At 67.6% G+C, this 19813-nt stretch carries 21 protein-coding genes; 5 read left to right on the top strand and 16 right to left on the bottom strand.

Translation table 11 applies throughout. From position 1 onward, the window contains the following. Positions 1-188: 188 nt before the first annotated feature. A complete protein-coding gene (gene lysS / locus ABD231_RS13290) occupies positions 189-1691 on the bottom strand; it encodes a lysine--tRNA ligase (protein ID WP_344150007.1) in 1503 nt (500 codons plus the stop codon). A gap of 9 nt (positions 1692-1700) precedes the next feature. Then, positions 1701-2870, bottom strand: coding sequence for an MFS transporter (locus ABD231_RS13285; protein WP_344150005.1), 1170 nt, complete (start codon positions 2868-2870; stop codon positions 1701-1703). A gap of 286 nt (positions 2871-3156) precedes the next feature. Between ABD231_RS13285 and ABD231_RS13280 the strand changes: the two genes are divergently transcribed. Continuing rightward, the gene (locus tag ABD231_RS13280) at positions 3157-3714 is read left to right on the top strand and encodes a helix-turn-helix domain-containing protein (protein ID WP_344150003.1); all 558 of its coding nucleotides are present in this window, start codon (positions 3157-3159) and stop codon (positions 3712-3714) included. Between the two features lie 62 nt (positions 3715-3776). Next, positions 3777-4421, top strand: coding sequence for a DedA family protein (locus tag ABD231_RS13275; protein WP_344150001.1), 645 nt, complete (start codon positions 3777-3779; stop codon positions 4419-4421). Here ABD231_RS13275 and ABD231_RS13270 read toward each other — a convergent pair. Genes ABD231_RS13270 through ABD231_RS13245 form a run of 6 tightly spaced genes read right to left on the bottom strand, consistent with a single transcriptional unit; the run spans position 4418 to position 10744 of the window. Continuing rightward, on the bottom strand, positions 4418-5716 hold the full coding sequence (locus ABD231_RS13270; protein ID WP_344149999.1) for a hypothetical protein: 1299 nt from the start codon (positions 5714-5716) through the stop codon (positions 4418-4420). The genes ABD231_RS13275 and ABD231_RS13270 overlap by 4 nt on opposite strands. 60 nt (positions 5717-5776) lie before the next feature. After that, the gene (locus tag ABD231_RS13265; RefSeq protein WP_344149997.1) at positions 5777-6541 is read right to left on the bottom strand and encodes a type III pantothenate kinase; all 765 of its coding nucleotides are present in this window, start codon (positions 6539-6541) and stop codon (positions 5777-5779) included. Beyond that, complete coding sequence (gene nadC, locus ABD231_RS13260; protein ID WP_344149995.1) at positions 6541-7395, bottom strand: carboxylating nicotinate-nucleotide diphosphorylase; 855 nt, start codon at positions 7393-7395, stop codon at positions 6541-6543. The genes ABD231_RS13265 and nadC overlap by 1 nt, the downstream gene beginning before the upstream one ends. Continuing rightward, positions 7388-9052 carry an L-aspartate oxidase gene (locus tag ABD231_RS13255; protein WP_344149993.1) on the bottom strand — a complete coding sequence of 555 codons (1665 nt, stop codon included), beginning with the start codon at positions 9050-9052 and terminating at the stop codon, positions 7388-7390. The genes nadC and ABD231_RS13255 overlap by 8 nt, the downstream gene beginning before the upstream one ends. 22 nt (positions 9053-9074) lie before the next feature. Beyond that, positions 9075-9902, bottom strand: a complete 828-nt coding sequence (gene panC, locus ABD231_RS13250) for a pantoate--beta-alanine ligase (RefSeq protein WP_344149991.1) — start codon at positions 9900-9902, stop codon at positions 9075-9077. Next, the gene (locus tag ABD231_RS13245; RefSeq protein WP_344149989.1) at positions 9899-10744 is read right to left on the bottom strand and encodes a Rossmann-like and DUF2520 domain-containing protein; all 846 of its coding nucleotides are present in this window, start codon (positions 10742-10744) and stop codon (positions 9899-9901) included. Before ABD231_RS13245 ends, panC begins: the two co-directional genes overlap by 4 nt. A gap of 243 nt (positions 10745-10987) precedes the next feature. Between ABD231_RS13245 and ABD231_RS13240 the strand changes: the two genes are divergently transcribed. Together ABD231_RS13240 and ABD231_RS13235 are read left to right on the top strand one after the other, a co-directional pair. Then, positions 10988-11545 (top strand): 2'-5' RNA ligase family protein, encoded by a 558-nt coding sequence (locus ABD231_RS13240; protein WP_344149987.1) that lies wholly within the window; start codon positions 10988-10990, stop codon positions 11543-11545. Continuing rightward, complete coding sequence (locus ABD231_RS13235) at positions 11542-12414, top strand: SAM-dependent methyltransferase (protein WP_344149985.1); 873 nt, start codon at positions 11542-11544, stop codon at positions 12412-12414. The genes ABD231_RS13240 and ABD231_RS13235 overlap by 4 nt, the downstream gene beginning before the upstream one ends. Here the strand turns inward: ABD231_RS13235 and ABD231_RS13230 are convergent. The 4 genes from ABD231_RS13230 to ABD231_RS13215 are packed head-to-tail and all read right to left on the bottom strand — an operon-like array spanning position 12375 to position 16106. Continuing rightward, positions 12375-13295 (bottom strand): hypothetical protein, encoded by a 921-nt coding sequence (locus tag ABD231_RS13230; RefSeq protein WP_344149983.1) that lies wholly within the window; start codon positions 13293-13295, stop codon positions 12375-12377. The two genes, ABD231_RS13235 and ABD231_RS13230, sit on opposite strands and share 40 nt — an antisense overlap. Before the next feature lie 55 nt (positions 13296-13350). After that, the gene (locus ABD231_RS13225; protein ID WP_344149981.1) at positions 13351-14229 is read right to left on the bottom strand and encodes a hypothetical protein; all 879 of its coding nucleotides are present in this window, start codon (positions 14227-14229) and stop codon (positions 13351-13353) included. A gap of 51 nt (positions 14230-14280) precedes the next feature. After that, on the bottom strand, positions 14281-15621 hold the full coding sequence (locus ABD231_RS13220) for a PH domain-containing protein (protein WP_344149979.1): 1341 nt from the start codon (positions 15619-15621) through the stop codon (positions 14281-14283). After that, positions 15618-16106, bottom strand: a complete 489-nt coding sequence (locus ABD231_RS13215; RefSeq protein WP_344149977.1) for a PH domain-containing protein — start codon at positions 16104-16106, stop codon at positions 15618-15620. Before ABD231_RS13215 ends, ABD231_RS13220 begins: the two co-directional genes overlap by 4 nt. A gap of 190 nt (positions 16107-16296) precedes the next feature. Between ABD231_RS13215 and ABD231_RS13210 the strand changes: the two genes are divergently transcribed. Further along, positions 16297-17496: an NADH-quinone oxidoreductase subunit D gene (locus tag ABD231_RS13210; RefSeq protein WP_344149975.1), complete on the top strand. Its 1200-nt coding sequence runs from the start codon at positions 16297-16299 to the stop codon at positions 17494-17496. On the opposite strand, the gene ABD231_RS13205 is transcribed toward ABD231_RS13210, so the two are convergent. The 4 genes from ABD231_RS13205 to ABD231_RS13190 form a co-directional block, all read right to left on the bottom strand. After that, positions 17497-18246: an NADPH-dependent F420 reductase gene (locus ABD231_RS13205; protein ID WP_344150123.1), complete on the bottom strand. Its 750-nt coding sequence runs from the start codon at positions 18244-18246 to the stop codon at positions 17497-17499. Then, complete coding sequence (locus ABD231_RS13200; protein WP_344149973.1) at positions 18243-19043, bottom strand: inositol monophosphatase family protein; 801 nt, start codon at positions 19041-19043, stop codon at positions 18243-18245. Before ABD231_RS13200 ends, ABD231_RS13205 begins: the two co-directional genes overlap by 4 nt. A 42-nt stretch (positions 19044-19085) precedes the next feature. Further along, complete coding sequence (locus tag ABD231_RS13195) at positions 19086-19526, bottom strand: hypothetical protein (RefSeq protein ID WP_344149971.1); 441 nt, start codon at positions 19524-19526, stop codon at positions 19086-19088. Between the two features lie 11 nt (positions 19527-19537). Beyond that, a partial coding sequence (locus ABD231_RS13190) for a DUF3180 domain-containing protein (protein WP_344149969.1) occupies positions 19538-19813 on the bottom strand: 276 nt, incomplete at its 5' end.

The following is a 19813-nucleotide window of genomic DNA, read 5'->3' as shown; positions in this document are numbered from 1 at the left end:
CCCTGCCGAATTGTTTGCACCTGATTTGTACCGCACAAACCACCCACTTGTCATTCTCCGTCGGGAATGTTCCGGAAAGTTGTGACGCCCACCTCGTGACCTTCCGTATTCAAATAGCCCCGGAAAATGCAGCGGGCCGCGGATGTGCTATGCAGCATCCACGGCCCGCTTCGGGGAAAATCAGCGAATCACTCCGGCCGGAGCAACGGGAAGAGAATCGTCTCCCGTATACCGGCGCCGGTGAACAGCATGATCAACCGGTCCAGTCCCATCCCGAGACCGCCGGCCGGCGGCATCCCGAACTCCATCGCGCGCAGGAAGTCCTCGTCGAGATCCATCGCCTCGGGATCACCGGCCGCGGCCAGCAACGACTGCTCCACCAGGCGATCGCGCTGGATCACCGGGTCGTTCAGCTCCGAGTACGCGACCCCGAGCTCGACCCCGTTGACGAACAGGTCGAAGGCCTCGACCAGCCCCGGGATTTCCCGGTGCGGCTTGGCCAGCGGCCGCGCCGACTCCGGATAGTCACGGACAAAGGTGGGCTGGATGAGCGTGTGCTCGGCCAGCTTCTCGAACAAGTCGACGGCGATCTCACCGGCATTCCGGCCCGGTTGCAGCTCGACCTCGTGCTGCTCGGCCAACTTGAGCAGGGCGGGCAGATCCGTGGTCTGGTCGACACTCTCGCCGACCGCCTCGGACAGCAACCCGAAAAGCGTCGCATGCCGGAACGGCTGCTCGAAGTCGATCTCCGAACCGTCGCGGGCGGTGACCGTGGTCCGGCCGATCGCCCGGCCGGCGTTGCGGATCAGCTCCTGCAGGAGTTCGGCCATCGTGTCGTAATCGCCGTACGCCTGATACGCCTCGATCATCGAGAATTCCGCGGCATGGGTGGAATCCAGGCCCTCGTTGCGGAACGTGCGGCCGATCTCGTAGACCCGGTCGACACCGCCGATCATCGCGCGCTTCAGATCGAGCTCGAGCGCGATCCGCAGCTTCATCTCCTGGTCGAACGCGTTCAGGTGGGTGCTGAACGGCCGGGCCGCGGCACCGCCGTTGGTGAGCTGCAGGACGGGCGTCTCGACCTCGACGAAGTCCTGCCCGTCGAAGGTGGCCCGCAGCGACTTCAGTACCGCGGCCTTGATCCGGACCATGTCGCGGGCTTCCGGCCGCACGATCAGGTCGACGTACCGGAGCCGGACGCGCGCCTCCTCGTTCAGCGGCTTGTGCTCGTTCGGTAGCGGGCGCAGCGTCTTGGCAGCCATCTGCCAGCCGGTCGCCTGCACCGACAGCTCTCCGCGGCGACTCGTGACGACCTCGCCCTGGACGGCGAGCAGGTCACCGATGTCGACGAGCTGCTTGAACCGGGCCAGCTCCTCCTCACCGAGGTCGGCCAGCGACAGCATCACCTGCAGCTCGGTTCCGTCCCCCTCACGCAGCCGGACGAAGCAGAGCTTGCCGGTGTTACGCAGGAAGATGACCCGACCAACCACCGAGACCTGCTCGCCGGTCTTCGTGTCGGGCTCCAGCTCCTGGCCGTCGTACGTGGCGCGCAGGTCCTTCAGCAGGTGCGTCCGCGCTACCGAGATCGGGTAGGGCTGCACTCCTTCCGCCAGCAGGCGGTCACGCTTCTCCCGGCGAACCCGCATCTGCTCCGGCAGGTCGTCAGTCGGGTCCACGTGTGTATCAGTCATGTGCCAAGGCTAGTGACTGACCACCTCCACAGCCGAATCCTTTGTCCTGGCCACCAGCAGAGCAGCGGCCATCGCTCCCACCGCACACACCACTCCGCACCCCACGAACGTCATCCGCGGCCCGAGCAGACCGCCTAGCAACCCACCGAGCGGCAGCGCGGCCAGACTGCACGCCCGGACGGTCCCGGAGAGCGCGGCGACCACCCGACCCCGCAGCTCCTCAGCAACCCGCGTGACGATGAGCGTGCTGCTGGCCGCGTTGAGCAGACCACCCCCGGCCCCGGTGACCACCGCCCCGACGACTAGCAGCACCACACCATTCGCCAGGCCCATGCACACCACGCCCAGCCCGATGCCGGCCATCCCAGCCAGTACGGCGCGCGCCCGGCCGGCGGACGTGGCCAATCGGCCGCTGCCCCAGGCACCGGCGATCGCACCGGCCCCCTGTGCCGCCAGCACCCAGCCGTAGCCGGCCGCATTCAGCCCGACCTCATCGGTCACCAGGAAGACCTCGACCACGTTCACGGCCTCGCCGACCACCACGAACAGCCACAGGCACACCACCAGCACTCGCAACAGCGGATCGCCCAGCAAGGTCCGCAGGCCAGCACTGAACCCGCCACTCTCCTTGACCACTCCAGGGACCGGCCGACGCCGAGTCCGCACCACTCCGGCGACCACAGCGAGCAATCCAAAGGTCACCGCGTCGACCAGCAGCGCATCGCGACCGCCGATCCACTCCACCAGCAACCCACCGGTCGCCGACCCGACCAGCATCGCCACCCCGACCAGAGCCTGACTGGTCCCAGTAGCCCGGCCGACCTGCTCCTCCCCCACGATCCGCGGGATCAGTGCACCCCAGCACGGCCCGGCCACCGCCTGTCCCACCTGCAGCACACAGACCAGAGCCACCGTGCTCACCAGGTCGTGACTGAACGCGAGCGCCACCCCGGCCACCGCCTGCAGCACTGTCGACGAGACCAGCACGACCCGCGAGTCGTAGCTGTCCACGATCCGCCCGGCGACCGGAATCATCACCACGGTCGGTACGGCGAATGCCAGCAGCAGGATCGTGATCCCCGTCGTACCGCCGTAGTCCTTCACCCGGAGCATCAACGCGACCATCGCGATCGCGTCCCCTGCGTACGACACAGCCCGCGCCGGCAAGACCAGCCGCATGTCCCGGTTCGACCACAGCGAAATCTGAAGGGTTTGCTTCACAAACCTGAAGTAAACCCTTCACATCCCCCACCGTCAACCCACCCCACCCACCCCGCGCCCAAAGGTGGGTCCGCTGCTCTTTGTGCACCCCGCTCATCTTTGGGAACCCACCAACCATGCAGAGCCCCCAAAAGTGGTTGGTGGATACACAAAGATGGATCTCGTGCACAAAGAGAAGGCGACCCACCTTTGGGGACGAGGGTGAGGGGCGGGTGCCCGGGGTGGGCGCGGCTAGGCTGGCGCGGTGGGCGAGAAGAAGGTGGTGCTGACCGATCCGCGGGCGATCCGCGCCCTGGCGCACCCGGCCCGGCAGCTGGTCATCGACGAGCTCTACAGCGGCAGGGTGCTGACTGCGACCGAGTGCGCGGAGCTGGCCGGACTGACTCCGTCCGCGATGAGCTACCACCTCCGGGCGCTGGAGCGCTGGGGCATTGTCGAACGGGCCGAGTCGACCGACGGCCGGGAGCGCCCGTGGCGCGCGCCCGCGCAGGGCATGGTGATCCCGTCACAGTCCTCGATGGCCGGCCGCACCGCCAATCAGGCGATGATGCGCGTCGCCACCGACCGGATGCTCGAGCTGTTCGACAAGCTGCCCGGTGACGACCCCTGGGACGACATCAGCGCGATGAGCCGCTCCCGGGTGTGGCTCACCCATGAAGAGGCCGAACAGCTCGGCGCCGACCTGCAGAAGCTGGTCAACGGCTACCGGAAGGGACGGACGGCGGCCGACCACCCCGAGGGCACCCGTTCGATCCACATCATGTTCACCGTCGTACCGTCCGGTGAGGCACCGCAACCCTGAATTTCCCCCGAAGTACCTCACAGGTCAGTTAACTGGTTGCCGACCGATGTAACTATGGGTACATGGGGGAAGCGCTCGCGATCGCGATACCGACCGGTGGATTGGCTGTCCTGGCGTACCTGGTGGTGGGGCTCGTCATCGGCATCGAGAGTATGGGAGTGCCGCTGCCGGGCGAGACCACGCTGATCGCTGCGGCACTGCTGTCGTCACAGGGCGACCTGCGGCTCGAGTGGGTGATCGGCGCCGCCGCGGCGGGTGCGATCATCGGCGACTCGATCGGCTACTACATCGGCCGCCGGGCCGGCCGCGGCCTGTTCGACCGGCTCGGCCGCCGGTTCAAGCACTTCTCGCCGGACCGGATCGAGCGCGCCGAGAAGTACTTCCACCGGTACGGCGTCTGGACGGTCTTCTTCGGCCGGTTCGTCGCGCTGCTCCGGATCTTCGCCGGCCCGATGGCCGGCACCCTGCGGATGCCCTACCCGAAGTTCCTGATCGCGAACGCGACCGGCGGGATCGCCTGGTCCACCACGATCGGGATCGTTGCCTTCCACATCGGTGACAACGCGGACAAGATCTTCGGCCAGCTGTCGATCTGGGCGCTCGTGGTGGTCGTCGTCGGCGCGGTCGCGGCGTACGCGTACTTCAAGATCCGCCGCAAGCACCGCACCGAGGAGCCGGTCCTGGAGACCGAGTCCGCCGAGGCCTAGGGCCGGATCCGCAGGTCCAGCTTCGGAGTCGTCAGGCCGTCCATGTTGCGGCCCCCGGAGGCTGCCGGTGGCAGCACCCAGCGGTACGAATAGGTGCCGACGGCATTGATCTTGAAGCCGAAGACCGCCTGCCCGCGGCGCAACGCCACCAGCTTCACGGACTGCCACCTGCGGGTCTGCCGGTTCCACAGCTGCAGGGTCGCCACGGACGTGGACGCCGGAGCCACTCTGGCGAAGACGGTGACCATCTCGCCACGCTTCTTGTTGTTGCCGCCGAGGTACCCACCGGCGAGCAGCCGGACCACTGCGCGGGTGAAGACCGCCGGACTGGCTGACTCACTCGTCAGGACGCCCGGCTTGGCGTAGGGACTCGCCACGACCTTGTACGGACGGCTACCAGCAGTGACGACCGGGATGTCGTAGTGCCCACCAGCCGTGGTCTTCCCACGAGCCACCGGACTCCAGCGCGCCTTTGGCGTCACCTGGGTCAGCACGGTCAGCGGTATCCCTGCCGACGTGGTCTGCTGCAGCGCACAGTTCGTCTCGGCAGCGCAGAACGTCTCCTGCAGGACCACACGGCCCCGCACCCGGACCGGCAGGCTGTACTGCGCCCGCGGCGGAACGAACACTGTCGCCGAACTGGTCAGACCGACCACCTGTCCACCGAGATTGCTCGACCACTCGTTCTCGGTGCGCAACTGGAACAGGAACGGCGGCTTGATGCTGTTGATCACCTGCCGGGGTGAGGTGGTCCCCGGACCGATCGGTGCGGGCTGGCTACCGGGCCGGCCGATCATCGGCACGTACTTCTGCGCCTTCGGACCGTCCACATCCAGCGGGTCGTTCGGGGTGAAGTCCTGCGGTGCAGCCGGTACCGCCCAGCGGATCAGCACGCCACGGCCCTGGGCGACCGCGAACGCCGAGCTCGGCCGGACCGGTCCGTCGGTGTCGAACACCGGCGACTTGGCCGGCTTACCGGTCAGCCCTTCCTTCGTCGTCCCGTTGGTGACGACCACGCGGTAGTTGCCGTCCGGCGGGAACGCCGAGGTCGGGATGTCCCAACTGTTCGGCTGCGTAGCCGGCAGGTACTGGACGTACGACGGCCCTTCGCTGAGCACACCCTCGATCGTGATCCGGTTCGGCGCGTCGGCGTCCTTCCACGTCACCCGGACGGAGTTCTTCGCAGCCCCCACCCAGCCGACAGACACGGCCGACGGCGACGCATCCGCCGTACAGGCGGTCAGCAAAGACCCACTGGTCACAACGACCAGCGCAACGGCGAGTATCCGCCGCACCCCAACCACCTCGTCTCAGCTGCCTCACAACCGACGGCTGCACGATATACCGTGCGGGAGCTAAGAGTGGTTGCGCGCGTAGGCCTGGTGCAGGCCGCGCAAGGCGAGCAAGGGCTCGTGCTGGACCGGTGTCGCGAGGTCGCGCAGCAGTAGCGACGCCAAGGCGCCGGTCAGTACGACGGGTGTGTCCGGAGCGAAGGACTGGTCGGTGCGGATCCGGTCGACCAGGCCGTCGACCATGGCGGCGAAACCGTGCACAGCGCCGGACTGCAGTGCCTCGACCGTGTTCTTGGCGACCAGAGTGCGTGGCCGGACCAGTTCGACGCGGCGGAGCTGGGCAGCCACATCACCCAGTGCATCGGTCGCAGTCTCGATGCCGGGGGCAATCACTCCCCCGGCGAACGCACCGGCCGGGTTGACCACGTCGATGGTGATCGCCGTACCGACGTCGACGACCAGACAGGGAGCGCCGTACAGCTGGACCGCAGCGAGTGCGTTGGCGATCCGGTCGGTGCCGACCTCACGCGGATTGTCGACCAGCACTGGCAGCCCGGTCTTCACACCGGGCTCCACCACGACACTCGGCACGTCCTGGTAGTAGCGCGTGACCAGGTCGCGGAACTCGTGCAGCACCTGCGGTACGGCGGAGCAGACCGCGATCCCCGACACCGGGGCCTCACCGGTGAGCAGTCCCTGGATCAGCACCGCCCACTCGTCCGCCGTACGGCGGGAGTCCGTGCCGACCCACCAGTGGCGTTTGACCGTGCCCTCGAACACCAGTCCCACAAGGGTCCTGGTGTTCTCGACTGCGACGGCCAGCAACATCAGACGGCCTTGAGGTCCAGGGCGATGTCCAGCACCGGTGCGGAGTGCGTGAGCGCACCGACCGCCAGGAAGTTCACGCCGGTCTCGGCGACCTCCCGGGCCTTGTCGAGCGTCAGCCCGCCAGACGCCTCCAGCTTCGCGCGGCCGGCCACCTTCTCGACGGCCTCCCGCAGCAGTGGGACATCCATGTTGTCGAGCAGGATCAGCTCGGCACCGGCCTCCACTGCGATCAACGCGTCCTCGACCGAGTCCACCTCGACCTCGACGGCGATCTCCGGGAAGGCCTTGCGCACCAGCCGGAACGCCTCAGCCACGCCACCGGCCGCGATCACGTGGTTGTCCTTGATCAGTGCGGCGTCGGACAGACCCATGCGGTGGTTCTTACCGCCACCACAGCGCACGGCGTACTTCTCGAGTGAGCGCAACAGCGGCATCGTCTTGCGGGTGTCCCGGATGACCGCACCGGTGCCCTCGACCGCATCCACCCAGCGCCGGGTCAGCGTGGCCACACCGGACAGGTGACAGAGGAGGTTGAGCGACGTGCGCTCGGCAATCAGCAACTGCTGGGTCTTGCCGCGAATCGTCATCAGCACGTCGCCCCGCCGTACCGACGCGCCATCGGCCACGGAGTACTCCAGCTCGACCTGCTCGGGGGCTGCGACCTGCCGAATCACCAGTTCGGCAATCTCCAGCCCGGCGACCACGCCGTCGGCCCGGGCGACCAGTTCGGCGACCGAGACCTGGTCCGGGTCGACCGTGGCGGTCGTCGTGACGTCCACACCACCGGCGAGGTCCTCCTCGAGCGTGGCTCGCACGAGGTCACCGACCCACTGCCGGTCGACGGTGTCATCCATCTTGCCGATTCTCCTTGCTCTGCGGAACGAAGGTCGCTCCGGGGCGGGCACGCTCACCGTCGGCGAGCAGTGTCAGGTCCAGATTGCCTGACCAGTGCTGGTCGTCGCGATCCGGGTGGTCCTCGCGCCAGTGCGAGCCGCGGCTCTCCTCGCGCACAGTGCCGGCAGCGATCAGGGCAGAGGCGACCGTCACCAGGTTGGTCGCCTCCCAGCCCGGAGTGCCGGGCTCACCGGCCGGCTGCTCGATCAGCTTGGCCACCGCGGCACCTGCCTCGGCCAGACCGGACGCGCTCCGGATTACTCCGGCTCCGACGGTCATCACCCGCTGCAACTCCGGTACGACGTCCGCATCGACCAGACCGGGGACGCGCGTGTCGACAGCCGGTTCCCGCAGCTGCGGAAGGCCCTTGGCCAGGTGAGCGGCGATGCGGTGCGCGAACACGAGTCCTTCGAGCAGGGAGTTCGAGGCGAGCCGGTTGGCACCGTGGACACCGGTACACGCGACTTCACCACACGCATAGAGACCTGGCACCGAAGTCTGCCCGTTCAGGTCGGTCCACACGCCACCGGACGAGTAGTGGCACGCAGGTGCGACCGGGATCAGCTCACGGACCGGATCGATACCGTGCGAGCGGCAGGACGCCAGGATGGTCGGGAATCGCACCCGCCACTTCTCATCACCGAAGTGCCGGGCATCCAGATACACGTGATCCTTGCCAGCGGCAAGCATCTGCCGGGTGATCGCCTTCGCCACGATGTCGCGCGGGGCCAGGTCGGCCAGCTCGTGCTGCCCCTCCATGAAGCGTTTGCCCTCGTGGTCGACGAGGAACGCACCCTCACCGCGGACAGCCTCGGAGACCAACGGCTGCTGGCCTTTCGCACTCTTGCCCAGCCACAGCACGGTCGGGTGGAACTGCACGAACTCCAGGTCGCGCACCTTCGCGCCGGCCCGCAGTGCGAGCGCCATACCGTCGCCGGTCGAGACGCTGGGGTTGGTGGTCGCGGCATACAGCTGACCAAGACCACCGGACGCCAGAATCACCACGCGGCTGCGGATCGCGCCGATACCGTCGAGCTGGCCCTCACCCATCACGTGCAGCGTCACACCGGCTACAGCGCCGTCCTCGGCGCGCAGCAGGTCGATGACGAGCGCATGCTCGATCAGGCGGATGTCCGGCGCCCGCTTCACCGCAGCGACCAGCGCACGCTCGATCTCCGCACCCGTAGCGTCACCGCCCGAGTGCGCGATGCGGTTGCGGTGGTGCCCGCCCTCACGCGTCAGCGAGATCTCACCGTTGGCCTGGGTGTCGAACCGAGCCCCCAGCTCGATCAGGTCCCGAACAGCATCAGGCCCTTCGGTCACCAGCGCCCGTACGGCGTCTGGGTCGCACAGTCCGGCCCCTGCGACCAGGGTGTCCTGCAGATGCTCTTCCGGTGAGTCCTCGGGGCTGAGCGCGGCAGCGATGCCGCCCTGGGCCCACTGGGTCGAGCCGGAGGCGACAACGTCTTTCGTCACCACCAGCACGGTCCCGAGCTCACGGGCCTTGAGTGCAGCGGTCAGCCCGGCGATACCCGAGCCAATCACCACTACGTCGACAGTGTCGGTCCAGCCCGGCTCAGGTGCAGCCAGCCGTTGCGGGACAGCGGGGGCAGTCATTCAAGGACCGTATCAACCGATTTCATCGGAGCGTGATGGAAATGTTGTCAATGAGACGAGTCTGACCCACTCGGGCAGCGATGAGCATGCGGGCCTCGCCTGGGCCGATGACCGGCCCCAGGTCGGGCGCACGCAGGGCCAGGTAGTCGATCTTGACCGACGGAACCGCCTCCAGCTCGGAGTGCGCAGCAGCCAGTACGGCGTCCGGTCCGTTCATGCCGGCCTTCGCACCGGCCGTAAGAGCGCGGTAGAGGACCAGCGCCTCGTCACGCTCGGTCTCGTCGAGGTACCGATTGCGTGAGGACATGGCGAGACCGTCGGGCTCGCGAACTGTCGGCACCGGCACGATGTCGACGTTCCAATCGAGGTCACACACCATCTCGCGGATCAGGGTGAGCTGCTGGTAGTCCTTCTCACCGAACAGCGCCAGATCCGGCTGGGTGAGGTGCAGCAGCTTCGACACCACCGTCAGGACACCGCCGAAGTGACCCGGCCGGACCATCCCCTCCAGCTCGTCGGCCAGTGGTCCGGGGTGCACGGTGATCGAGGGCTCGTTCGGGTAGAGCTCGTCGCGGGACGGGTTGAAGACCAGGTCGACCCCCTCGTTCTTCGCGATCGCCAGGTCGCTGGCCAGGGTGCGTGGGTAGCGGTCGAAGTCCTCGGTCGGCCCGAACTGCAACGGGTTCACGAAGATCGTCAGCACCACACTGCCCTCAGGGCCGACGCGTTCGCGCGCCTCGGCCAGCAACGCCGCATGTCCCTCGTGCAGCGCGCCCATCGTCATCACCACCGCGCGCGGCCGGACCGCCGTCGCCGCCCGCAGTTCCGCCTTGGTCTGGGTCAGTCTCATCGCGGTGCCTCCCCTGTCCGATACCGCTCCAGCACCTCGCCGAACCGGGCTGCCGTGCCCGCGTCCAGCCGTCCGTCCGCCACCACCAGGTCCACCGTCGCCCGCGCCAGCTCGGCGTACGTGCTCGCTGTGCGGCCGTGCAGTCCTGCCAGATGTGCTGCCACTGTGTCGACATCGCCCCGGGCGATCGGTCCGGTGAGCGCATGATGACCGGATCGCAGCGTGTTGTCGAGGGTTGCCGTCAGGAGTGGCCGGAGTGTTGCAGAAGGGTCGTTTACACCGGCTTCTCGCAGTACGGCGAATGCTTGGGACAGCAAGGTGGTGAGGTGATTGGCGGCATGCACCACACCGGCGTGATAGCGCGCCCGCTCCTCGTCGGCCACCCACTGCACCTGTGCGCCAAGTGCCTTCACCAACCGTTCCACGACCTCGCGAGCCGCATCCGGCGCGGTCGCGGTGAAAACCACGTCCTGCAGGTCAACGGCGTCGACACCGGTGAAAGTCATCGGCGGATGCAGCGCCACCGGGACCGCCTGGAGCCCGTGCAGTGGCGCTAACCCGTGCGCACCCGACAGATGCACGACGTACTGCTCGGTGGTCAGTGGAAGCTTGTGCGCAACCGCTTCGATCGCGGTGTCCGGCACAGCAACCAGCACGACGTCGGCGCGGGCGGTCACCTCTTCGGGCGACAGCACCGGCACATGCGGAAGGAGGCGGGCGGCGCGATCACGTGACGCGCTCGACCGCGCGGAGACTCCGGCCAAGGGATACCCGGCTGCCGCCATGGCTGCTCCCAGGGCGGTTCCGGCCCGGCCGGCTCCGATCAAGCCGATCCGTTCCATCTGTTCACTCTCTTCGTCGTTCCAGTCCCCGGGCGGGGTACCAGACGAGCTCCCAGTCAGCCTAGTGCCTCGTCGAGGGTCGTTGGTGCGTCTGGCGGTGGTCCAGTCGTTCGCTGGCAAGGCGGAGGAGGAGCGCGATGCGGAGCATCTCGCGACGACGACAACGCCGCCAGCGGGCGTCTGGGGCGCCGCCAGGCGTGCCAACGACCCTCGACGAGGCACCCACGATGCGAGGATGGTGTGGTGAACGATGCCTGGGCCGCTCGCACGGAACTGACCGCGATTCTGATCACAGTCCCCGAACTGGCGGCGTACACGGATCGCTGGCGTTCGGTGTCACGGTCCAGTGCGCGACCACACGTCCCGCTGACCGAGCTCATCCCACCTCACGTGACAGTGCTGGTCCCGTGGGTCGTAGAGCCCACTGAGGACGATGTGGACCGGCTGCGGGCAGTCACCCGGTCCGTGCAGCCGTTCGACCTCAGCTTCCCGACGGCCGGTCAGTTCCCGAACGGCACCGCGTGGCTACGACCGGAGCCCTTCGATGCGGTCCGTGGGCTGCTGGCGAGCGTCTACGCGGCGTTCCCCGAGTGCCCGCCGTACGGCGGTGAGTTCGCGGACCCACATCCGCATCTGACCATCTCGTCGTCCAAGCAGGGCGGTCCGACCGTGGTGGCCGAGGCACAGACCGTTCTGGACGCCGAACCAGCGCCCGTCGTCCGGCTGGCCGAGCTGGGCCTGTGGCGCGAGGACAAGAACGGCGTGTGGAGCCAGTTCGACACCGTCCCGCTGGGCGGATGACCTACCGCGTCGCCTGGCAGCAGGCGCTCTACGGCCCGGAAGGCTTCTACCGGCGTGAGCGGCCGGCAGCCCACTTCCGTACGTCGGTGCACGCGTCCGAGCTGTTCGGTCGTGCAATCGCGCGGCTGGCGCGTCAGGTCGGTGCTGACCAGGTGACCGATATCGCCGCCGGCTCTGGTGAGCTGGGCCGAGTACTGCGGGCCGAGGGTCTGAAGGTGGTCGAGATCGAGCTGGACGACCAACTGCCCGACGAACTGACCGGTCTGGTCGTGGCCAACGAATGGCTCGACAACGTCCCTTGCGAACTGGCCGAGTGGGACGAGGACGGCGTACCGCATTATCTGACCGCTGAACTAACACCAGGTGATGTTGTCGAGGGCAACGACCTGGAGTGGCTGCAGCGGTGGTGGACTGGCGAGCCAGGCGACCGGGCCGAGATCGGACTCCCCCGAGACGAGGCGTGGGCCGGCGTGGTCGACCGCATCCAGCACGGGACCGCACTGGCCATCGACTACGGGCATGTAGCCGACGACAGACCGCCGTACGGGACCCTGACGGGTTTCCGCGGCGGCCGTGAGTGCGAGCCCGTGCTGGACGGCACCTGTGACATCACGGCCCATGTGGCGCTGGACTCGCTGGCGGCCGCGGTCAACGGCAGCCTGCAGACGCAGTACGACGCTCTTACCCAACTGGGCGTCTCGGCCCGCCGTCCGCCGCTCGCCCAAGCCACCAGCGACCCCACCGGCTATCTGACCGCCCTGTCTACAGCCGGTGAGGCCGCTGAGCTCCTGGACCGCAGTGGCCTAGGAGCGTTCGGCTGGGTACTCAGTCACTCGCCGGCGAGCGGCGGAGTGGCGTCGACCGTGTAGCGCGAGTAGGCCACGTCACCCAACGGCTCGTTCAGCTTGCCGAGGTTGGTGATCGGTGTGGTCGTGCCGGTCGCGTGACCGAGCTTGTACACGTACGCCGACTTGGTGTCCTTGTCGATCGCAGTGAGCAGCACACCGGTCCCGCACCGGTCCGCGACCATCATCTCGAAGCCCTGCCAGGTGGAACCGCGCACTGTCTTCACGACCGGCTTCAGCGGCGTTGTGGTCGGGATCCGGATCGTCTGCAGGACACCGGCCTTGGTGTTGGCCAGGAAGGTGTCGTACGTCGCGGTCTGGCTGATCAGCGTCATCGCCTTGATCCCGGTGAACCCGGGCGCCGAGGCGACCGTCTTGAAGCCGTTGGTCCAGCGGAACAGGACACCGTCGTTCCGCAGCCCGTAGCGCGCGTTCCGCGCGGTCGGCGTGGTCCCGGCCCAGGACTCCTCGATCATCGTGAACTTGTCCCAGCCGTCGGCGATCTTCGTCTCCGTGTGCTCGAACTCGCCGGTCCCACCGCCTTCACCGTCGGTGTGGATGTCGACCGACCGGTACAGGCTCGACCCGAGAACGACGTAGCCGACGATCGACGACCCGCCCGGATCGGCGCCCCAGTTCATCCGCGAAGCGATCTTCGGCGTGCCCGAGGTGAACGTGGGCGCGTACCCGCCGCGGCTGAGCGCCGGCGGCGTCCACCCGACCACGCTCGGGAACGACCGCTTGCCGGTCTCGGCGACCGCGTGCATCGACACATGGCACGGCTCAGCCGCGATACCGGTCACCGCAGCGTTCGCCGTCCCGCCGGTCACCACAGCCAGACTTCCCACCAGCACTCCGGATGCCGCCACCGCTGCGGCGCGCTTGAACACGTCCTTGGTCTCCATATCCATCACGATGCGGGCCGACCGCAACAAGTTGCGGCTACCTCTGTCAGCTCGGTCACTCGCCGGCCAGCGGCAGATCGTCGTCGGTGCTGAACCGGGAGTAGACCGGGTCGGCGAAACTCGTGGACAGCTTGCCGAGGTTGGTGATCGGGGTAGTCGTACCGGTCGCGTGACCGATCGAGTACACGTACGCCGAGTTGGTGTCCCGGTCGATCGCAGTGAGCAGTGTGCCCGTGCCGCACTTGTCCGCAACCAGCGTCTCGAAGCCCTGCCAGGTGGAACCCCGCACAGTCTTCACAACCGGCTTCAGCGGCGCAGTAGTCGGAATGCGAATCGTCTGGAGCACACCGGCCTTGGTGGTGGCCAGAAACGTGTCATAGCTGGCGGTCTGGCTGATCAGCGTCATCGCCTTGACCCCTGCGAACCCCGGCGCCGACGCAACGGTGTTCCAGCCCGATGTCCAGCGGAACAGCACACCGTCGTTCCGAAGCCCGTACCGAGCGTTCCTGGTGGACGAAACGAACGACTCCTCCACCATGGTGAACTTGTCCCACCCGTCCGCGATCTTCGTCAGCCGGTGATCCCACTGACCGGTCGTCTCCGAGTACGAGTAGACCGACTGGTTCAAGGTCGAGCCGAGAACGACAAACCCGGTGTACGACGACCCTGCCGGATCCGGCCCCCAGTTCCACCGGGAGGCGATCTTCGCCGTACCCGCCGGGAACAGGTGCACGGGAGTCCCGCTCGCACTGGTCGGCGGCTTCGTCCCGTCGACGTCGGTCACGTTCCAGTCGCCGGCACTGTTGATCGATGCCAGCGACGCCTTACAGGCCGCGGCCGGCGCAGCCACCGCCGTACCCCCAGTTGCCGCAGCCACGCTTCCCAGCAGTACGACGGACGCGGTCACCGCAGCAGCACGCTTCAAAGTCTTCATACCCACCCGATGCGGACCAGACCACAAAAGTTGCAGCTGTAAGGGCACTGCTTAGGACTGGTCGGATCGGGTGGTCTCGATGGCCTGGCGTGCCTGCCTGGCCTGGTGGGCTTGGGCTTGGGTGAGCCAGGCGGCTTCTTCGGCGGAGCGGTGTAGGGCTACGGCGTTGGTGGGGCCTTGGGGAGTGTCGATGTGCACGTTGGCCAGGTTGAGGCGGCGCTGGAGGGGGCCCTGGGTGAGGCGGACGGACTGGGTCTTGTGGTGCAGGACGATCGACGTACGGCGGCTGATCCAGCCGTTGGTGGTGACGAAGACCTGCTCGTCGGCGCCGTAGGCCAGGTAGCGCCAGCCGATCGGCCGGAGCCATTTGACGCGCTCGGGGGCGCGCTGCAGGTCGATGGCGTCCAGGTTGAAGCCAGGGAGGACACGGGCCAGTACGGCGGCCACCTCGCTGCGCTCGCCGACGGGGAGTAGCTGTGCGCCCTCGTTCTCGCTTTCGCCGTCCTCTTTGCTACCTGCGACACCTGCGATGTCCAGCTCGACCCGGGACCAGCCCAGCAGACGCCAGATGAGTGGCTCGGTGATCAGCAAGCCCTGGACGCGACCCGGTGGGATGGTTTGGCGCTGTACGTCGACCAGGCCGCGCTTGGTGCGCAGGCCATGGTCGGTCTGGGACAGCGTGAAGCCTTGGTTGCCGACAACCTGCTTATAGATCGGTTGGACAACACCGAGCAGCAGCGGCAGTCCGGCGAACAGACCGACGTGGAACTCGAACACCATGGTCGCGACGATCAACCAGATCAGTGCGGCAGCGCTGCCGAGGACTGTGGACGACAGCAGGGTCGCACCGAGCAGACGGCTGGTCGGAACGACCAGCAGCGGCGGGGCCTCGTCCTGCTGCTCCTGGCCCTGCTGCTGGGCTACCTGCTCGCCCTTGGCGCGCACCAACAGGGTCGTGCGCAGCTGGCCGGCATCGGCGTACTTGAAGTAGCTCAGTTTGCCGTCGCTCTTGCCACCGCCGGCCACGTCCATCCGCAGCTCGGCCATGCCGAACAGCCGGGCCACGAAGGGCTGCGCCACGTCGATCGCCTGGATGCGGTCGAACCGGATGATCCGGGTCCGCCGGAACAGGAAGCCGCTGTCTACCCGGATCGCCTCGTCGGTCAGCTGCCACTTGGTGAACCACCAGGACAGTGCGCCGAGCAGGATGCCACCGACCAGTACGCCGGCCAGTCCGATGCCGGCGACCTCCAGATTGCTGCGCAGGCCCTCGTTGTTGACCAGGGCGACCGCAGCGACAACGAAGTACCCCCAGCCCTTCACGAACGGCGTCAGCGGGTGCAGGCGTGCACCCATCTGCTCGACCACTGGGGGCGGGGTCGGCTCTGTCACAGGCCCCACGCCTGTGCCTGGCCGAGAGCGGACAGCCGGTCCCGCAGCCGGGCGGCCTCATCCGGGTGCAGACCGGGGATCTTGGCGTCGGTCGCCGGGGTGGCCGTGTGCAGCTCGACCGTGGCGATCCCGAACGCGCGCTCCAGCGGCCCGGCGGCCACGTCCACGAACTGCATCCGCCCGTAGGGCACCACGATCAGTTCGCGGAACAGGATCCCGTGGCTGACCATCAGCTCGTCCTCGCGCTCGGCGTACTTCCACGAGCGCTGGTTGCGGCCGATCAGCACCCACGACCAGCCGAACAGGGCCGCGACCAGGACCAGCCCGAGTACGCCGTACAGCCAGCTCAGGGTCAGTCCGAGCGCGAGCAGCACCGCGATCCCGAACACTCCGGCCGTGATCGCCGCACTGACTCGCCGGACCGAGGCGAGCTGCGGTGACACCGGCGTCCAGCTGACATCGGAGGGTGCAAAGAGGTCGTCCACACACCCAGCCTGTCACGAAGTGTGCCGTGAGTGCTGGAGCTTGAACGATGCTGGCGTCCAGGTGCGTGCATCGGGGGGCTTGAGGGGCAGCCTCGATGCGGGTCCATCGTGGCTGTTCCTCAAGGCCCGCGAGGTGCGTGCCTGGGCGTCAGCAGCGCCAAGCTCCAGTGCTCACGGCACACTAGGGGTTATGAGTATCGAGAAGGTGGTCGGTGTCGGCGCGGGAGCGGCCGGATTCGACCCTGCGTTCGAGCGGGGTGGGACCGGGGACGACTCGCAGTTGCCGACCACCGACATGGTGCTCAACATCGGTCCACAGCACCCGGCGACGCACGGCGTACTGCGGCTGCGGCTGACTCTGGACGGCGAGCGGATCGCGGGCTGCGAGCCGATCGTCGGCTACATGCACCGCGGTGCGGAGAAGCTGTTCGAGGTCCGCGACTACCGGCAGATCATCGTGCTCGCGAACCGGCACGACTGGCTGTCCGCGTTCGCCAACGAGCTTGGCGTCGTACTGGCGGTCGAGCGGATGATGGGGCTGGAGGTGCCGGTCCGCGCGGTCTGGCTGCGCACCCTGCTCGCCGAGCTGAACCGGGTCCTCAACCACCTGATGTTCCTCGGCTCGTACCCGCTCGAGCTGGGCGCGATCACACCGGTCTTCTACGCGTTCCGCGAGCGCGAGACCATCCAGGGCGTGCTGGAGGAGCTGTCCGGCGGCCGGATGCACTACATGTTCAACCGGGTCGGCGGCCTCAAGGAAGACCTGCCGCACGGCTGGCTCGGCCGCACCGCCGACGCCTCCGCCGCGGTCCGCAAGCGGCTGCCCGACATCGAGAACCTGATCCTCGGCAACGAGATCTTCCGCGCCCGCACGGTCGGCATCGGCAAGCTCTCCCCCGAGCTCGTCGCCCAGTACGGCGTCTCTGGCCCGATCGCCCGGGCTTCCGGGGTCGACGCGGACCTCCGCCGCGACGAGCCCTACCTCGCGTACGGCGACCTCCAGGACGTGCTCCGGGTGGTCACCCGACCCGACGGCGACTGCTTCGCGCGCTTCTGGGTGCTGCTTGAGCAAGTGAAGGTGTCGCTCGACCTCGTCGACGCGTGCATCGACAAGCTCGCGTCGATGCCGGCAGGCCCCGTGAATGTCCGGCTCCCCAAGATCCTCAAGGTCCCCGAGGGCCAGACCTACGCCTGGACCGAAAGCCCGCTCGGCATCAACGGCTACTACCTGGTGTCCCGCGGCGACAAGACGCCGTGGCGCCTCAAACTCCGCTCCGCCAGCTTCAACAACATCTCCGCCCTGCCGGCACTCCTGCCCGGCACGATGATCCCGGACATGATCGCCATCCTCGGCAGCATGTTCTTCGTCGTCGGCGACATAGACAAGTAACTAGAACTGGCGGTCCTTGACCGGTGGGCGGTAGGCCGTGGCGACGAGCTTCTCGATGTCCGCGGCCGGGGCGGTCTTGCCGGGGTCGTCGTACCCGCCCATGATCCGCTCCAGCGAACTGCCTTCGGAGACGTACGGGTCGACGTACACGGCGGTCTCCGTCTCGATCCGCCAGCTCTCGCTCAGCGGGCCGATGTCCACCGCGTCCCAACCCAGCTGGTCCAGCAGCTCTGCCACCGTCTTGCGGGCGTCAGCGTCGTTGCCCGCGAGCGGGAGCGCGCTGCGGTCCTCGGCACCGCTGGGCCGGGCCAGGTTGAGCAGGTTGATCGCGGCGATGTTGTTGAACACCTTGACCGTGCGCGACTCCGGCAGGTGCCGCTGCAGGAGGTCGGCCACGTTGCTGGTCTCGTTGTCGAGTTCTTCGATCCGGCCTTCGCGGCTCGGGTAGTAGTTCATGGTGTCGATCACGACCTTGCCGACGAGCGGCTCGACCGGGACCTCGGCGTACCGGCCGAGCGGGATCGTCACCACCACGACATCGCCCGCCTCGGCGGCCTCCACCGCCGTACCGGCTCGGACACCCAGCTCAGCGGCCTTCTCCCGCAGGCTCTCCGGTCCGCGCGAGTTGGCCAGTACGACGTCTATACCTGCCGCGACCGCGAGCTTCGCCACTACGGTCCCGATGTTTCCACTTCCGATGATGCCAAGGGTCGTCATACGAGAAGACAACCCACGACCCGGCCCGGCTATTTCGCGGTGACACCCTGTACGCCGGATTGGGCGATCAGCTCGGTGAGTTCGTCGGCGAGTGCGGGCGCGACCGCGAAGGTGCCGCGGGAGGCCGGGGAGTGCTGACTGCCGTCGAGGTCGAGGACCTGCAGACCGGCCTCGCGGCAGATCGAGACTCCGGCCATCGTGTCCCACGGCTTGTTCGAGTACATGATCGTCGCGTCGAAGAAACCGTTCGCGGTCCAGGTCAGCGCGGTCGCCGCCGTACCGATCTGGCGGAGTCGCTGCACCCGCGGGACCAGCAGGTTGTGCAGTTCCATCCGCTTCGGGTTGATCTCGGCCGCGTCCTCGCTGATCGCATAGTCACCCATGGCGATCAGGGACTCGCGCAGATTGGTGCACTCACCGCCCCGGATCGGCTTGCCGTTGCAGGTCGCGCCCAGCCCCTCGGCCGCGGCGTACCGGGTGCCGAGCGGCGGATGATCGATCACGCCGGCGACCGCTCGATCATCAACGATCAAACCGAGCGAGATCGCCCACAACGGAGCACCGTGGACGAAGTTGACCGTCCCGTCGATCGGGTCGAGGACCCAGCGGGTGCCCTCGGTCGGGCCGCCTTCCTCCTCGCCCTCGATCCCGATCTGCGGCGTCTCGCGCTCCAGGAACTCCCGGATCTTCCGCTCGACCGCGAAGTCGACCTCGGACGCCATGTCGCGATCACTCTTGAACGTGAGCGTCCCGGGTCCCCGGGTATCGGTCACTGTCCGTCCTTGGTCGACGGCAGCCTGGGCGACTTTCAGCAGCTGAGCGAGATCCACAACCCAGAACCTACCTGAGTCACGGAACGCGTTTGCCGGGTCTCAGGAGGCGGCGAGACCGCGGAGCTTGAGATCGACGACGGTCGGCGCGTCGGCCTGGGAGTGTTTGTCGCCTGCGGCAACGACCGTGGCGACCTCTTCGTCGATCTTGTCCAGGCGGGCATCAATCTTGTCCAGCCGGCGCTGCATCAGGTCGACGAACTCCGCGTTCTCGACCACGCGGGCACTGGTGATTCGCGAGTACTCCTGCGCGACCTGCACGCGTTCGTCGGCGTGGGCGAGCCGTTCGACCAGCAATTGATGGCGAAACAGCACCGAGGCAGCAATCGCTACCGCCACCGCAGCAATCGCTGCGGTGCGGAGAATCCAGGTGTTCTGAGTGAACAGCGCAACGCTGACACCGAGACAGACAACGATCAGCAGAGCGTTGGCGACGGTGAGAACGGTGGTCCTGGTTCGACGGCGGCTACCCCTTGACCCCATGGACCGTCATGTTAGGCGGTCTCGTCGGGGTCCTCGGGAATACGACACGCACGTTCCAGCAACAATCCGGCCGTGACGACCAGCACTGAGATCACAGCGGCGAGGCCGGCCATGATCACTCTGTTACGAGGTCCCGAGGCGCTCACGCCTCGCAGGAAGGATAACGCGAACCCTGCGTACACACCGGTGCACAACGCGCCGACGAAAGCACTGGCCTTCCCGATCAGCAACAGGAACACGGCACGCTGCGGTTCGACCCGCTCCCGCCGTACCTGGACCCGCTGCTG

The organism is Kribbella yunnanensis (assembly GCF_039529655.1).
Classification (GTDB): Bacteria; Actinomycetota; Actinomycetes; order Propionibacteriales; family Kribbellaceae; genus Kribbella; species Kribbella yunnanensis.
The sequence above is the reverse complement of the archived record's forward strand: the minus strand, read 5'-3'. Positions and strand labels throughout refer to the sequence as shown.